This is a genomic window from Mesorhizobium sp. WSM1343 (genome assembly GCF_055901535.1).
Genome location: NZ_CM148370.1, coordinates 5,512,979 through 5,529,137, shown reverse-complemented (window position 1 = coordinate 5,529,137; position 16,159 = coordinate 5,512,979). Strand labels below are relative to the sequence as shown.

At 63.0% G+C, this 16,159-nt stretch carries 13 protein-coding genes; all 13 read left to right on the top strand.

Annotated features, from left to right (window positions below):
• Positions 1-10: 10 nt before the first annotated feature.
• The 13 genes from AC0NIL_RS27030 (at position 11) to AC0NIL_RS26970 (ending at position 16,126) form a co-directional block, all read left to right on the top strand.
• Positions 11-1,231, top strand: a complete 1,221-nt coding sequence (locus AC0NIL_RS27030) for an acyl-CoA dehydrogenase family protein (RefSeq protein ID WP_063167509.1) — start codon at positions 11-13, stop codon at positions 1,229-1,231.
• Positions 1,232-1,292: 61 nt separating this feature from the next.
• On the top strand, positions 1,293-1,841 hold the full coding sequence (locus AC0NIL_RS27025; RefSeq protein ID WP_013533080.1) for a flavin reductase family protein: 549 nt from the start codon (positions 1,293-1,295) through the stop codon (positions 1,839-1,841).
• A gap of 360 nt (positions 1,842-2,201) precedes the next feature.
• Positions 2,202-3,737 carry an FGGY-family carbohydrate kinase gene (locus AC0NIL_RS27020; RefSeq protein ID WP_063167510.1) on the top strand — a complete coding sequence of 512 codons (1,536 nt, stop codon included), beginning with the start codon at positions 2,202-2,204 and terminating at the stop codon, positions 3,735-3,737.
• Entirely contained in the window at positions 3,734-4,510 is a 777-nt protein-coding gene (locus AC0NIL_RS27015; RefSeq protein ID WP_063167511.1) for a DeoR/GlpR family DNA-binding transcription regulator, read from the top strand. The genes AC0NIL_RS27020 and AC0NIL_RS27015 overlap by 4 nt, the downstream gene beginning before the upstream one ends.
• Entirely contained in the window at positions 4,507-6,219 is a 1,713-nt protein-coding gene (locus AC0NIL_RS27010; protein ID WP_063167512.1) for a glycerol-3-phosphate dehydrogenase/oxidase, read from the top strand. Before AC0NIL_RS27015 ends, AC0NIL_RS27010 begins: the two co-directional genes overlap by 4 nt.
• 423 nt (positions 6,220-6,642) lie before the next feature.
• Positions 6,643-7,653 (top strand): sugar-binding transcriptional regulator, encoded by a 1,011-nt coding sequence (locus AC0NIL_RS27005; protein ID WP_027163951.1) that lies wholly within the window; start codon positions 6,643-6,645, stop codon positions 7,651-7,653.
• Positions 7,654-7,686: 33 nt separating this feature from the next.
• Entirely contained in the window at positions 7,687-8,343 is a 657-nt protein-coding gene (locus tag AC0NIL_RS27000; protein WP_063167513.1) for a DUF2291 domain-containing protein, read from the top strand.
• A complete protein-coding gene (locus AC0NIL_RS26995) occupies positions 8,340-9,881 on the top strand; it encodes a sugar ABC transporter ATP-binding protein (RefSeq protein ID WP_063167514.1) in 1,542 nt (513 codons plus the stop codon). The genes AC0NIL_RS27000 and AC0NIL_RS26995 overlap by 4 nt, the downstream gene beginning before the upstream one ends.
• A 26-nt stretch (positions 9,882-9,907) precedes the next feature.
• Positions 9,908-11,038 carry an ABC transporter permease gene (locus AC0NIL_RS26990; RefSeq protein WP_013533073.1) on the top strand — a complete coding sequence of 377 codons (1,131 nt, stop codon included), beginning with the start codon at positions 9,908-9,910 and terminating at the stop codon, positions 11,036-11,038.
• 38 nt (positions 11,039-11,076) lie between these two features.
• Entirely contained in the window at positions 11,077-12,018 is a 942-nt protein-coding gene (locus tag AC0NIL_RS26985) for a D-ribose ABC transporter substrate-binding protein (RefSeq protein WP_013533072.1), read from the top strand.
• A 96-nt stretch (positions 12,019-12,114) separates the two neighbouring features.
• Positions 12,115-13,674 (top strand): FGGY-family carbohydrate kinase, encoded by a 1,560-nt coding sequence (locus tag AC0NIL_RS26980; protein ID WP_063167515.1) that lies wholly within the window; start codon positions 12,115-12,117, stop codon positions 13,672-13,674.
• A complete protein-coding gene (locus AC0NIL_RS26975) occupies positions 13,671-15,188 on the top strand; it encodes a glycerol-3-phosphate dehydrogenase (RefSeq protein ID WP_063167516.1) in 1,518 nt (505 codons plus the stop codon). Before AC0NIL_RS26980 ends, AC0NIL_RS26975 begins: the two co-directional genes overlap by 4 nt.
• Positions 15,188-16,126 (top strand): sugar phosphate isomerase/epimerase family protein, encoded by a 939-nt coding sequence (locus AC0NIL_RS26970; RefSeq protein ID WP_013533069.1) that lies wholly within the window; start codon positions 15,188-15,190, stop codon positions 16,124-16,126. The genes AC0NIL_RS26975 and AC0NIL_RS26970 overlap by 1 nt, the downstream gene beginning before the upstream one ends.
• The last annotated feature ends 33 nt before the right edge of the window (positions 16,127-16,159 follow it).

Genomic DNA, 16,159 nt, shown 5'->3' with positions numbered 1-16,159 from the left:
GGAGAACACGATGAACAAACCCATCAAGCACAGCTCGTGGGGGACGACCACCGACTATCGCGACTTGCTCAGGAAGATCGCGGAGATCGGACCGGCCCTGGAAGCCAACGCCACCGCCGATGAGGAGAATGGCGAACTGACTGCGGCCACGTTCGAGCTGCTGAAGCCGCTGCGCATGTCGCATATCTTTGCCGCGGAGAGCCTCGGCGGTGCGCAGTTGCGACCCACCGAGGGTCTCGAACTGCTGGCGGCGATCACCTGGCATTCCGGGGCGGCCGGCTGGGTTTCCATGGTGCATTGCTGCATCGGCGCGATGTCGGCTGCCTTTCTGCCGGACAGCGCGGTCGAGCGGCTGTTCGCGCCGGGCTCCGACAACCGTTTCTCGGGACAGGGGGCGCCGCTCGGCATGCTGAAGAAGGTCGACGGTGGCTACCGGCTGAACGGCAAGTGGAGCTATGGCAGCGGCTTCAGCCACGCCACCTATAGCCACAGTGCCGCCTTCGTCGACGACGGCACCGGCAAGCCCGCCAAGGACGATAGGGGCAATGTGATCATCATGTGCGCCCATGCGCCGATCTCCCAGCACAAGCAGCTCGGCAATTGGGACGTTCTGGGCCTCGGAGGCACCGGCAGCATCGACTATGCGGCCGAGGACGTCTTCATCGCCGACGATCTCGTCTTCCCGATCCTGACCGCACCGCCGCTGCGCCAGAAGGAGTTCTTCAGTCTCGGTGTCGTCGGCCTCGCCGCCATCGGTCATACCGGCTGGGCACTCGGCACCGGGCGGCGGATGCTGGACGAGATCGCCAAGTTCGCCCGCAGCAAGTCAGGCCGCGCCGGGTTGATCGGCGAGAGCGAGAAATTCTGGCACGACTATGGCCGCGCCGAAGCCCGCTATCGCGCTGCCCGCGCCTTCATCTTCGAAGTCTGGCGCGACATCGAGATGACGGTCGAAGCCGGCAACAGCATGTCGACGCGTCAGATCAGCCTTGTCCATCTGGCCAAATCCGAGATTCACGAGGTTGGCGTCGACATCTGCAACTTCGCCTACCGCGCGGGCGGCGGTGCGTCGCTGCGCGCCGGTGTGATCCAGCGCACCTTCCGCGAGATGATGGTGGCGGCCAACCATTTCACGATCGCGCCATCGATCGTCACCTCGGCCGGCCGCGACATCGGCGGGGTGTGGAGCGATCGCACCTGGCAGTTCTACGATCTGATCGAGAAGAAGTAGTCGCAAGGGCCGGACGGCGGACCCATCCGGCCCCATTTCATGCTGCAGAAGAGAGACGTCGATGAGCTTCCCGCATCCGATGACCAACGCCTTCCGCGAAGCCTTTCGCCACCATCCGGCCGGTGTTGCCGTGATCACGGCCGATCCCGGCGACAGACCGGTGGCGATGACCGTGTCCTCGCTGATCTCTGTAAGTGCTGCGCCACCGGTCGTCGCCTTCTCGCTGTCGATGAAATCGACCTCGTCCGAACCCTTGCTGCGGGCGCAGACCATGGTGATCCACCTGCTGCGCTACACCGATATCGACCTGGCGCAGCTCTGCGCGTCGAGCGGCGCGGAACGCTTCCCGCCGGGAGGCGCCTGGGCTCGGCTGCCCACGGGCGAACCGCGCTATACCGGCGTCTCGACCTGGTTCCGCGCCCGCCGGCTCGGCGTCCTGCCGATCGAGGGCGCGACACTGGTGGCGGCCGAACTCCTTGACGGCGAGGTGCAGCCGGACGAGATCCCCCCTGAGGCGCATTCGCTGGTCTACCTCGACCGTCGCTGGCATCGCCTGCACAAGGAACTGGACGGCGTGGCTGAACTTCTTGAGTCGTCGCGTTTTCTTTGAACGGTGCCGGCTGTCCGGCCGCTGCGCACGGAATTCGCTAAGCCAGTCAAACGCGTTCGAGCGTCAGTCGCACCGTCCCCCTGGCCCGCCGTGCAGGGTTGAGGGCCATCCAGCCAGTTGGGCACTGGTCGGAGCTTCGTCCCGCATCGGATGCATGTCTCAGCTTACGTTAGACATTTCTACAAAATATATCACATGTTGACGTTAATTTAACAGGCTACTATGGTCTGTTTACCGCATCGGATGCGGCGCTTTGGTATCACCGTTGCTCGTTGATTGTCGTCATGTCCGTCATCCTTATCCCAACCTGCAGGATTGCCTTGCAGCGCCCTTCACCAGTTGCTGAAAACGGCGGCGCCCATGCCCAGTTTGCTCGGAATCGATAACGGTCTCACGGTCACCAAGGCGGTGATCTTCGATGCCGATGGCACGCAGTTGTCGGTGGCGCGTCGGCGGGTTCCGCAATCGATGCCCCATGCGCGCTGGGTGGAGCGCGACATGGCCGGCCTCTGGCAAGCGACCGCCGACGCAATCAAGGAGGCGATCGCGCTATGTGGCCGCCCGGCGGACGACATCAGGGCGGTGGCGGCAACCGCGCATGGCGACGGTCTCTATTTGCTCGACAAGGATCGTCGGCCGCTGGGGCCTGGAATCCTGTCGCTCGATAGCCGCGCCGGCAAGATTGTCGAGCGATGGTCGGCGGACCGGGTCTTCGAAGAGGCGCTAGCGCGAACAGGCCAGGCGCCCCACGTCTCGGCGCCGTCGGCGCTGCTCGCCTGGATCAGGGAGCACGAACCGGCCCGCTATGGGCGTATCGGGCATATACTGGCCTGCAAGGACTGGCTGCGCTTTTGCCTGACCGGCAAGATCGGCACCGACCGTACCGAGGCCAGCACCTCATTCACGGATTTCCGCACGCAAGCCTTCGCGCCGGAAGCGTTGCGAATCTTCGGATTGGACGATGTTTTCGACGCGCTGCCGCCGATGGCGCACTCCGCCGCGATCGTCGGCCATGTCACCGCCGAGGCAGCCGAAATGACCGGCCTTGCCAAGGGAACACCGGTCGCGTGCGGACTGCATGACGTGACTGCCTCCGCACTTGGCATGGGCGGCCATGAGGAGGGCGTGCTCGCCATCGTCGCCGGAACCTATTCCATCAACGAAGTCGTCTCTTCGCAACCACGCGTCGACCCGCGTTGGCTCTGTCGCAACGCCATCGACGCAGGCCGCTGGAACAACATGGCGATCTCGCCGGCCTCGACCGCGAACTACGACTGGTTTCTCGACACGTTCTGCCGCTCGGAGCAGGAAAAGGCATCGATCGATGGCGACTCGATCCACGAGCTTCTGGCAGCAGAGATCGACGCGGCGCTGAAGAAGCCCTCGACCATCCTGTTTCATCCCTATCTGTTCGGCTCTCCTTATGGCGATGTTGCCAGCGGCGGCTTTGTCGGCCTGCACGGCTGGCACAATCGCGGCGATATGCTGAAGGCGGTTCTGGAGGGCATTGCCTTCAATCACCGCACCCATGTCGAAGCCTTGCGCGACGGCTTTGCCATCAGCGAGATCCGCCTGACCGGCGGCGGTTCGCGCAATCCGGCCTTCGTTCAGATGTTTGCCGACGTGCTGAACGCCCCGGTCATCGTCACCTCGACCGACGAGGCCGCGGCCTTTGGCGCTGCCCTTTGCGCGGGGGCGGCGGTTGGCATCTTCGCGACGCCGCAACAGGGCGCCAGGCAGGTCGGGATGACGGCGCGCCAATACGAGCCTGACCAAGCCTCGAGTGCTGTGTTCAACGAGCGCTTTTCCCTCTATGGCCGCATAGCCGGTGCGCTCGAACCGCATTGGCCCGACATCGAGAAGCTGGGCCGGCCAGACACTGGGGGAACCGCATGATCAAGGCCGACGAACGACGCGAAGAGATCGCCGACTATGTGATCAAGCTCGGCCAGGTGCGCATCGACGATCTGGTCGAGCATTTCGGCGTGTCGCGCATGACCGTCCACCGGCATATCGACCGGCTGGCGCAGCAGGGCGTGCTGCGCAAGCTGCACGGTGCGGTGACGGTTCAGCCTTCCGGCCTCTACGAAAGCGCCTTCCGCTACCGTGTGACGGTCAACCGGGCCGAGAAGGATGCGCTGGCGCGGGCAGCACTCGATTATGTCGAAGCCGGCCAGGTGGTGATGCTGGACGATTCCTCGACGGCAAACGCCGTCGCGGCACTGCTGCTCGACGTCAAGCCGCTGACCGTCATCACCAACTCCGTAGCGACGGCATCACTGCTGATCAATGTCGACGAACTCGACTTCATCTGTCTCGGCGGCCAGTACCACGGCACCTACAACGCCTATATCGGTATCGTCTGCGAGAACGCCGTGGCGCAGCTGCGCGCCAATGTGCTGATCTGTTCGGCTTCGGCCATCACCGGAACCACGGCCTTCATCCAGGATCCCAATGTCGTGCGGGTCAAGCAGGCGATGATGGCCGCATCGGCCAAGCGTATCCTTCTGATCGACCATGCCAAGTTCGACAGGATCGCGCTGCATGTCTTCGACGATCTGACCAGCTTCGATGTCGTGCTGGCGACCGAAGGCCTGGGCGATGCGCGGGCGCAAGCTCTCGAACGGGCCGGCGTGAAGCTGCGCATCGTCAAGACGAGAGCGTCATGAGCTCAAGCGAAGCAACATTTACGGAAAATCCCGCCGGGCGTTTGGCCGCCATGGCCGGAACCGGCGAGGTCGACGTCGTCATTCTTGGCGCCGGCATTAACGGGGCAGGGCTGTTTCGCGACCTGTGCGCGCAAGGCGTCAGCTGTCTGATCGTCGACAAGGCGGATTTCGGCTCGGGCACCAGTGCCGCGCCGTCGCGGCTCATTCACGGTGGCCTGAAATATCTCGAAACCGGCGAGTTCGGGCTGGTCGCACAGTCGACACTTGAACGCAATCTGCTTTTGAAGAACGCGCCGCACTATGTCAGCCCGCTGCCGACCGTCATCCCGATCTTTTCCTGGAGCAAGGGCATGTTGGCGGCCTTGCGGACGCTGTTCGGCTCGACCAGCGCACCGCGCAGCCGCGGCGCCATCCTGATCAAGATCGGCCTGATGATCTATGATTTCTACGGCTCGCGAAACCAGGTCATGCCGCGCCACCGCATGGTCGGGCGGCGCCAGGCGCTCAGCGGGATGCCGGCGCTCAATCCTTCGATCGTCGCCACCGGCACCTACTACGACGCCAAGATAAGCCACCCCGAAAGGCTCGTGCTTGAACTGATCCTCGATGGGCGGCAGGCAAACGCGGCCTCGGCCAGCGCGAACTATACGGCGCTGGTCAAGTCCGCCGATGGGGTACTGACCTTCCAGCCGGAAAACGGCGCGGCCTTTTCGGTGCGGCCGAAGCTGGTGGTCAACGCCGCCGGTCCGTGGATCGACGATGTCAACGAATTGCTTGGCGCGCCGTCGAAGATGATCGGCGGCACCAAGGGCTCGCACGTCCTGCTCAAGCATGACGAACTGGTCAAAAGCCTGGCCGGGCGCATGCTCTATTTCGAAGCCGATGACGGCCGCATCTGCCTCATCTACGATTATCTCGGCCTGGCGCTGGTCGGCTCCACCGACATCAAGGCCGACAATCCCGACGCGGTGCGCTGCGAGCCCGACGAAGTCGAGTACCTGCTCGACAGCGTGCGGACTCTGCTGCCGGGAATGGCGTTCGAGCGCGACCAGATCGTCTACGCCTATAGCGGCATCAGGCCGCTGCCGGCCTCCGATGCATCGCTGCCCGGGCTGATCAGCCGTGACCACTCCGCGCCGGTCGCCGAGCCGGATCGGAACAGACCTTTCGCGGTCATCTCGCTGGTCGGCGGCAAGTGGACGACCTTTCGCGGCTTTGCCGAGGAAGTCGCCGACACCGTGCTCGGCCGCCTGCAGCACAGCCGCAAGGTGACGACGCAAGCCATGCCGATCGGCGGCGGCAGGGATTTCCCGACCAATGCCGCAGCGCGAGCAAGTTGGCTGGCTCTGGCTCGCTCGAAGACGGGCGCTGAGGAACGGCGTCTCGATGCGCTGCTGTCGCGATACGGCACCAGAGCCACGCAGATCGCCACGCATGGGTCGGGCGATGAGGGTCGGCTGCCGGATTCAGAAAGCTACAGCAAATCGGAAATCGACTACATCGTCCGCAACGAGTTCGTCGAACATCTGGCCGACATCGTCATGCGCCGCAGCACCTTGGCGATATCAGGCTCCCTGACAGGCCGCGACCTGCAGGCGATTGCGGCGATTGCCGGACAGGCGCTGGGCTGGAGCGCCGGGCGCCTTGCAAGGGAAGTCGAGGCCGCAATTGTGGAACTCGAGGACCGGAACCTGATGCGGCTGGGTTGATCAGTCCGTCACCGATGCTCTTCACAAGGCAATCCGGTTGGTTTGCCCATGGATGCGCCGCATCCGCAAATCGCCCAACTCACAGGCGGATTGGGATTTTGCCGATATTAGATATTATCCCTGAAAAACAGCTAGTTAGAAGAAAATCTGGATAGCCGATGGCCATGCAATTCTGCTGGCTTAGGCGTGAGGTAACATAGATTGACGTTAAATTAACACAACTGTATGATCGAGTAACATGCTCACCTCCTAATAGGTCGATGTTGCCCGCCGAATGCCGGCAGACCGGCGTTTCGGGAAGGGCGAGACCTGTGAATTGCCCGCATGTGCATGCGCCCAACCCGGCGGGGGATTGACAGCGATGCAGGGATGTGAAAATTTTTGCACACAAAGATAATAATATCATCTCAGGGAGGAGATGGCTTGAAATCCGGCGGAACCGCTAACCGCGATCATGAGTCCAGCCTCGCCACCCGCGCGGCCTGGCTTCACTATGCCGGGGGTCTGACGCAGGCCCAGGTGGCCAAGCGGCTCGGCCTGACCAGCCTCAAGGCGCATCGGCTCATCACGCGGGCCACCCAGGATGGCCTGGTCAGGGTGATCATCGACGGCGACGTCGGCGAATGCATCGACCTCGAGCAGCAGCTGATCAATGCTTACGGGCTCGATTACTGCGAGGTCGTTCCGGATCTCGATCAGGACGAGCTGCCGCTGAAGGCGCTTGGCATCGCCGGCGCTCAGTTTCTGAAGCGGGAGATCGATCGCGGCGAGGACATGCTGATCGGCGTCGGCCACGGCCGTACCCTTGCCGCAAGCGTCGAGTATCTGACGCGCACCGCCGCCGCCCATATCCGTTTCGTCTCGCTGCTTGGCGGTGTGACGCGCAAGTTCGCGGCCAACCCGCACGACGTCATGCATCGGCTGGCCGAGCGGACCGGCGCGCAGGCCTATGTGATGCCGGTGCCTTTTGTCGCCAACACCGCGGAGGACCGTGAGGTGCTGCTTGGGCAGCGCGGCATCAGCGATGTCTTCGACCTCGCAAGCCGGTCCGACCTGATGTTCGTCGGCATAGGGACCGCCGAGCGGGAAGCTTCGCTGGTCGCCACCGGCATGATCGAACATTCCGAAATCGATGAGGTCAAACGCGATGGCGGCGTCGGCGAGCTGCTCGCCCACTTCTTCGACGACCAGGGACGCCCAGTGGAAACGGCGCTGTCGGAAAGAATCCTGGCACTCCCGCGGGACCAGTTGAAGGGCCGCCGGATCGTCGCCGTCGCCGGCGGCAAAGTGAAAATACGCGCTATCAAAGCGGTGCTCGAAAGCCGCTATCTGAGCGGCCTGATCACCGACGAATCCACCGCTCGTGCCCTTGTCGAACAGAACAAACCCAATGGCGCGAAGCGCCATATGAACGGAGGATCGCCAAATGCGTGACAAGCGCGGATCAGCCTTGCTGGCGGTTGCGTCATGAGCGCGAAAGCCGCCACTGCATCGACCAGGCCTGCCTCGCCCGCCCTGCGTCGGGCACTTGCCAGCGCCGCGGTTGTCGTCCTGCTCGGCGCCATGGCGCTCGATACCAACGTGGTCAGGATAGGGTCGGCAGGCGACGTTCGCAGCGCCGTGTTTTCCGCCGCTGACTACGGCAAGTCGGAATTTCCCAAGGTGCAGGCCGATGTCGAGGCACGCGCCGCCGACGCGGTGACGGTGGCGACGGCGATTGCCAAGGACAGGGCAACGGCGGAAAAGGAATACGGTGTGCCTGCGGGCGTCGGACCGGTCATTTCAGTCAAGTTCACCGGCGTCGTCGGCGAAGGAAAATCTGGCATCTACAAGGTCGCCGTCGACGGCGTGCCAGATACGTTGATGATCCGCGTGCAGACGGGACCGGCAATCAACGGGACGGAACTGCGTGACGCCACGGGCAAGATCACATTCGGCCAGTTCACCAACCAGATTGAGTACCAGGACGCCGGTTCGGCGCTGAACAATGAGATGAAGAAGGAAGTCCTGGCCAAGGTCGATACGAGCACCTTGACCGGCAAGACCATATCGGTGGTCGGCGCATTCAAGCTGGTCAACCCGAAGAGCTGGCTCGTCACCCCCGTGAGGCTGGACGTCAAATGAAACCGACTGCCGACACCGGACCCGCGACTGGCGACGCCGTGCTTTCGGCGCGCAACATCGTCATGTCGTATGGCGGCGTCCATGCGCTCAAGGGCGTCAATTTCGACATCCATCGCGGCAAGGTCACCACGCTGTTCGGAGAGAATGGCGCCGGCAAGTCGACGCTGATGAAGATCCTCTCCGGCGTGGTCACGCCGACATCCGGCGACATCGTGCTCGACGGCAATCTCGTCAGCTTTTCTTCGTCCTCGGACGCGCGCGATCGCGGCATCTCGATCATCCACCAGGAACTCAGCCTGGCGCCCAACCTCAGCGTTCGCGACAACATCTTCATGGGCCGCGAACTGCGCACCAGGACCGGCCTCGACTTCGCCGAGGAGCAACGCCAGGCGCGCGCTCTGATGGCTGATCTCGAGGAGGACATCGATCCGATGACCCTGGTCGAGGATCTGCGCCTCGGCCAACAGCAGATCGTCGAGATCGCCCGGGCACTGTCGGTCGATTCGCGCATCCTCATCATGGACGAGCCGACCTCCGCGCTCAGCGCAACCGAGGTGGAAGTTCTGTTCAAGGTGATCCGCGATCTGACCAGCCGCGGCGTCTCCATCGTCTACATATCGCATCACCTCGAAGAGGCGCTGCAGATCACCGACTATGCCGTTGTCCTGCGCGATGGCGCGATTACCGCGACGGCCGAAGCCCGGGATATCGATCTCGAATGGATCGTGCGCAACATGGTCGGCGAGAATTTCGATCTCGGCTCGCCGCCGACCGGCCATGAATTCGGCGAAGTCGCCCTATCGATCGAGGATGTCAGCGTCGTCGACACTTCGGGCTCAGGTTATTCCGTCGTCGATCACCTGTCGCTGGACGTGCGAGCAGGCGAGATCGTCTGCATCTACGGGCTGATGGGTGCCGGGCGCACGGAATTGCTGGAGGCCGTCGCCGGACGAGTGCCGATGGCGGGCGGGCGGGCGCTGCTGGAAGGCGAGGACGTCTCGGGGCTGAGCATTGCCCAGCGTATCTCCAGAGGGCTTGTGCTGGTCCCCGAGGACCGGCAGCGCGACGGGCTGGTGCAGACGATGACCGTCGGTCGTAATCTTTCGCTCGCCAGCATCGAAGCGTTCGCCAGGGGCCTGTTTCTGTCTCGTTCCAGAGAGCGAGAGCTGGTCGAAGACTCGATCCGCAAGGTGACCGTCAAGACCGCTGGCGGCAACGCCATGATCGGATCGCTGTCGGGCGGCAATCAGCAGAAGGTCGTCATCGGCAAGATGCTGACGACCAATCCCAAGGTTATCCTTCTCGACGAGCCGAGCCGCGGCATCGATGTCGGCGCCAAGGCCGAAGTCTTCCGCTTGCTGAGCGAACGCGCTGCGCAGGGCCTTGCCGTCGTCTTCTCGACCTCTGAGGTCAACGAATGCCTCAGCATTGCCCACCGCATCGTCGTCATGCGCCGCGGCAGGATTTCAGCCGAATTCGGCGCCAATGCCACCAAAGAGCAGATCATGGCCGCCTCGGGCGAAGCCGTGGTCGCCTGATCACCAGGAATTTCGGAGCCCACACCATGACCGATGTCAGCCAGGCCAGAAAACAGTCCAGTCCAAGCGCGAGCGAAGGCTTCGATCTCGCCAAGCTGCTGCTCGAGGGCCGCGCTTTCTTTGCCCTGATCGTCATCATCGTCGTCTTTTCGATCCTGTCGCCCTACTACCTCTCGGTGGCGAATTTCCTGACCATGGCCTCGCATGTCGCCATCTTCGGAATCCTCGCGATCGGCATGCTGCTTGTCATCCTCAATGGCGGCATCGATCTGTCGGTGGGGTCGACGCTGGGCTTGGCCGGCGTCGTTGCCGGCTTCCTGATGCAAGGGGTGACGCTGAGTTGGCTGGGCGTCGTTCTCTATCCGCCGGTGTGGGTGGTCGCGGTGCTGGCCTGCATGCTGGGCGCCGTCGTCGGGCTGATCAACGGCGTGCTCATCGCGCGCTTCAAGGTTCCAGCTTTCGTCGCCACCCTCGGCGTCATGTACATGGCGCGCGGCCTGGCGCTGCTGATGACCAGCGGCCTGACCTACAACAATCTCGGCGGCAAGCCGGAGCTCGGAAACACCGGCTTCGATGCGCTTGGCTTCAACCGCTTGTTCGGCGTGCCGACGGGCGTCGTGGTTCTCGTGGTCATCGCGCTCATTGGCAGCATCGTCCTGAACCGCACCGCTTTCGGGCGCTGGCTCTACGCCTCGGGCGGCAATGAACGCGCGGCCGAACTCTCCGGCGTTCCGGTCAAGACAGTGCAGATTTCCGTCTATGTGCTGTCGGGCATCTGCGCCGCCATTGCCGGCCTGATCCTGTCCTCGCAGCTTACATCGGCGGGACCGACCGCCGGCACCACCTACGAACTGACGGCCATTGCGGCCGTCGTCATCGGCGGCGCGGCACTGACCGGCGGCCGCGGCAACATCCGCGGAACCCTGCTCGGGGCCTTCGTCATCGGCTTCCTGTCCGACGGTCTGGTGATCATCGGCATCTCATCCTACTGGCAGACAGTGTTCACCGGCGCGGTCATCGTGCTCGCCGTGCTCCTCAATGCCGTTCAGTATCGCCGCCGCAGCAAGCTCCCAAGCGCGACAGGTGGCCAACCGACTTCTCAGAAACGGGGGAAGGCCGAACCGGCCAATCCTGCCCAAGGGAAGACTGCCAGGTGAACTGGCAGCAACACCGCGTAATCATTGGAGGAATGTACATGAAAACCATGCTGAAAAGTCTGCTCGCGGCCGCGATGGTCGTTGGGTTCACGGCCGCCGCGTCAGCCGCGGGCCTGATCTCGATCATCGTCAACGATCCGGCCAATCCCTACTGGCTGACCGAGGGCAACGTCGCCAAGGCCGAGGCCGAGAAGCTTGGCTATACGGCCAATGTCGGCGCCCACAAGGGCGATACCAATACCGAAAGCAATTTGATCGACACCGCCATCACCAACAAGTCGGTGGCGATCATTCTCGATCCGGCCAACGCCGACGGCTCTGTCGGTGCGGTGAAGAAGGCGATTGCAGCCAACATCCCGGTGTTCCTTGTCAATGCCGAGATCAACCAGGAAGGCCTCGCCAAGGGGCAGCTCGTTTCCAACAACGCGCAGGGCGCTGCTCTCGGTGCCCAGCAGTGGGTGCAGGCCGTCGGTGAAAAGGGCAAATATGTCGAACTGCTCGGCGCCCCGTCGGACAACAATGCCGCCACGCGCTCGAACGGTTACGCGACTGTGCTGAGCCAGTACCCGGATCTCGAAAAGGCTGCTTCGCAGGTCGCCAACTGGGATCGTACCCAGGGCCACGACAAGATGCAGAGCATGCTGCAAGCCAATCCCGACATCATCGCCGTGATCAGCGGCAATGACGAAATGGCTCTCGGCGCGGTTGCGGCGCTGAAGGAAGCTGGCAAGCTCGCCGGCATCAAGGTCGGTGGCTTCGACGGCTCCCCGGACGCGGTTGCGGCGATCAAGTCCGGTGAACTGCAGTACACCGTGCTGCAGCCGGTCGCCATCTTCTCGGCCAAGGCCGTGCAGCAGGCGGACTCGTTTATCAAGACGGGTGCCACCGGTGCGGCGACCGAGAAGCAGCTGTTCGATTGCCTTCTCATCACCAAGGACAATGTCGACAAGTACACCGCACCCTTCGTGCTGTCTGAGTAATACCTGCACAGGGGGTGTCCTTGCGGACACCCCCTGTCTCTTCTACGAGATGACTGCCCTCGTGAACTGCCTTCGCAACCAATCGGAATTTGCGGCATGAAAGACCTGCTGATCGGCATCGACGCGGGAACGTCGGTGATCAAATCGATCGCTTTCGATCTGTCCGGGCGGCAGCTCGCCATGACGTCGGTGCCCAATAGCTTCGTCACGCTGGAAGGCGGCGGCGCCGAGCAGGACCTCGACCAGACCTGGCGCGACATGGCGCGGACCGTTCGCGATCTCGCGGCCAAGATTCCCGACCTCGCGCAACGAATCGCGGCGGTGGCCATCACCGGGCAAGGCGACGGAACCTGGCTGATCGATAGCGACGGCATGCCTGTCTCGCGCGCCTGGCTGTGGCTCGATGCCCGCGCCGGACGTTTGGTGGACGAGATGCGCGCCGATCCCCGGGATCGCAGGCGGTTCGAACTGACCGGCACGGGGCTGAATTCCTGCCAGCAAGGCGCCCAGCTTGCCTTCATGAAAAAGAACCATCCCGACATGCTGGAGCGGGCGGCCACCGCACTGCATTGCAAGGATTGGCTCTACTTCAAGATGACGGGCGAACGCGCCACCGATCCCTCCGAGGGAACCTTCACCTTCGGCGATTTTCGGTCGCGCACCTATTCCGACGAAGCCCTCGACATCCTGGATCTGACGACGCATCGCCGCCTGTTGCCTCCCATGCTCGAAGGCACCACCGACCATCATCCGCTATCGCGATCGGCGGCGGCGGAGACCGGCCTGCTCGAAGGCACGCCGGTGGTGCTGGGCTACGTCGACATGGTCATGACGGCGCTCGGAGCCGGCCTCTATGATCCCTCGGGCAATGTCGGCTGCACGGTCATCGGCTCGACCGGCATACACACGCGCTTCGCAGCCACTCCCGACGATGTCGTGCTGAACGCAGATGGCTCCGGCTACACGATCGCCATGCCTATTCCGGGCGCCTTTGCACAATTGCAATCCAACATGGCGGCGACGCTCAACATAGACTGGGTGCTTGGCCTTGCGCGCGACGTGCTCGCCACGGCTGGCGGCAAACCTTCTCATGACGAGTTGCTGAAGGCGCTCGACGCTTGGATGGAAGCATCGGAGCCGGGATCGCTGATCTACCAGCCTTACATATCGCTAGCCGGCGAAAGAGGGCCGTTCGTCGACCCTGACGCACGCGCCGGCTTCATCGGCCTTTCGGTCAAGCATGGCTTTGGCGATCTGGCACGCGGCGTGCTCGAGGGGTTGGCCTTCGCCGCTCGCGATTGCTACCAGGCGATGGGCGCCGTGCCGAGTGAGATCCGCCTGTCGGGCGGCGCAGCGCGCAGTCCGTCTCTACGTCGCATCATCGCGGCGGCGACAAGGGCGCAGGTGCGCACCAGCAGCCGCCAGGAAGCCGGCGCGGCGGGTGCCGCGATGATGGCCGCGGTCGGGCTCGGCGTCTACGGCTCCATGGAAGACTGCGCCGCCGAATGGGTGACGCCGCTTCTCGGCGACTGCGATGCCTATGACGAGGCGCTTTCGCAAACATACGATGCGCTCTTCCCTTCCTTCGTTGCGGCGCGCCAGGCGCTTCGGCCGGTGTGGAAGGGCATGGCGCACCGCACAGGAGCAAGATCTTGAGCAATACAACAGATGTCGTCGATCTCTTCGTGATCGGCGGCGGCGTCAATGGAGCCGGCATAGCGCGTGATGCTGCAGGTCGTGGCCTGTCCGTCATCCTGTGCGAAAAAGACGATCTCGCGCAAGGCACCAGTTCGCGTTCCGGCAAGCTGGTGCATGGCGGCCTGCGCTACCTCGAATATTATGAATTCAGGCTGGTTCGCGAAGCGCTGATCGAACGCGAGGTGCTGCTCGAGGCGGCGCCGCATATCATCTGGCCGATGCGCTTCGTTCTACCGCACAGCCCGCAGGATAGGCCGGCATGGCTGGTCCGGCTCGGGCTGTTTCTCTACGACCACCTTGGCGGCCGCAAACGGCTGCCTGGGACAAGAACGCTGAACCTGAGGACCTCGCCTGAAGGCGCGCCGATCAAGGACGAATTCAAGCGCGGTTTCGAATATTCCGACTGCTGGGTCGACGATGCGCGCCTGGTGCTGCTCAATGCGCTCGATGCAAGGCAGCGAGGCGCCAGAGTGCTCACGCGCACCGCCTGTGTCGCGGCGCGCCGTGAAGGCGGACTGTGGTCGATCGACATGCAGGATGGTCGCACGGGCGCCGTCACGAAAGTCCGCGCGCGCGCTCTGATCAACGCAGCAGGTCCCTGGGTCAACGACATTGTCAGCCGCGTCGCCGGGCAGAATTCGACGCGCAATGTCCGGCTTGTAAAAGGCAGCCATATCGTCGTGCCCAAATTCTGGGAGGGGCGGCAGGCCTATCTCATCCAGAACAACGACAAGCGGGTGATCTTCGTCAACCCGTACGAGAACGATCTGGCGCTGATCGGCACGACCGACATTCCCTACGAAGGCAGGCCCGAGGAAGTGGTCGCCGAGGCCAGCGAAGTCGACTACCTGATCAAGGTGGTCAATCGCTATTTCAAGCGGCAGCTGACGCCACAGGACGTGGTCTACAGCTTCTCCGGTGTGCGTCCGCTCTATGACGACAATGCCGACAATCCAAGCGCGGTGACGCGCGACTATATTTTCGAACTCGACGCCTCCAACGGCAACGCACCGCTGCTTTCGGTGTTCGGCGGCAAGATCACCACCTTCCGCAAGCTGTCGGAACACGCGCTGGAAAAGATCCAGCCATTCTTTCCGACGATGAAGAAAGCCTGGACGGCCAAAATTCCCTTGCCGGGGGGCGACCTGCCCAATGCGGACTTCGAGCAGTTTCTGAGCGATCTGCATGTCGAATTTTCATGGCTCAGCCCGTCGTTGGTGAAGCACTACGCTCGAAGCTACGGCACCCGCGCCAGGCAATTGCTCGCCGGCGCGCAAAGCGAGGCTGATCTCGGCCGACGCTTCGGTCCCGATCTGTATGAACGGGAGGCAAAGTTCCTGGTCGAGACCGAATGGGCTGGCACATCAGCCGATATACTGGAACGCCGCACAAAGCATGGCCTGCATATCAATGCGGCCGAGCGGAAAGCGTTCGAAGATTGGTTCGGTAACATCATGGCGACGGCGGACTGATGGCCTTCACGCTTTCCCTCAACACCAATCCTCTGGTCAATCGCTTCGCCGATCCAGACGATTTGATCGACGCGATTGCTTATGGCATCGGCATTCGCGACGTGCAGTTGACGCATGAATTCGTCAATCCGGGCTGGCCGGCGGCCACGATTGCCAAATTCCTGCGCCTGTTCAACAGCGCGCTTTCGCGGACCGGTGTCAGGATCACCTCCGGCATGACCGGACCTTATGGCCGGCTCAACCATTTCGGCCACCCGGACGCCGACGTCCGGCGCTACTATGTCGACTGGTTCAAGACCTTCGCCGACATTTCCGCCGAACTCGGCGCGCCAGGCATGGGCACGCAGTTCGCCATCTTCACCTACAAGGACTTTGACGATCCGCAACGGCGGGCAGCACTTCTCGATATCGCGCTCGAATGCTGGCGCGAGGTTGCCGAACACGCCAGGGCGGCGGGGCTGACATACCTGTTCTGGGAGCCGATGTCGGTCGGCCGCGAGTTCGGCCACACGATCGAAAGCTGCGTCACGCTGCAAGGCGCCATCGACGCAGCGAAGCTGCCCATACCGATGAAGATGATGGTCGATATCGACCATGGCGACGTGACCTCACCCAACCCTGCCGACACCGATCCCTACGCCTGGGCGAAAGCGTTTCCATTGCAATCTCCGATCATCCACATCAAGCAGTCTTCCATGAACAAGGGCGGCCATTGGCCGTTCACGGCCGCCTACAACAAGGATGGCCGCATAGTGCCGCAGAAGTTGCTGGACGCGGTTCGGCAGGGTGGTGGAACCGACAATGAAATTTGCCTTGAACTTTCCTTCAGGGAGAGGGAACCAGTCGACCATCAGGTTATCGAGATGATCCGCGAGTCGGTGGATTTCTGGGCGCCTTACGTCGACAGTGGCCGGGACAGTCTCAAGCCTCGGACTTGAGCGAATACGTCGCCCGGAAGCCGGCTTCGGCCG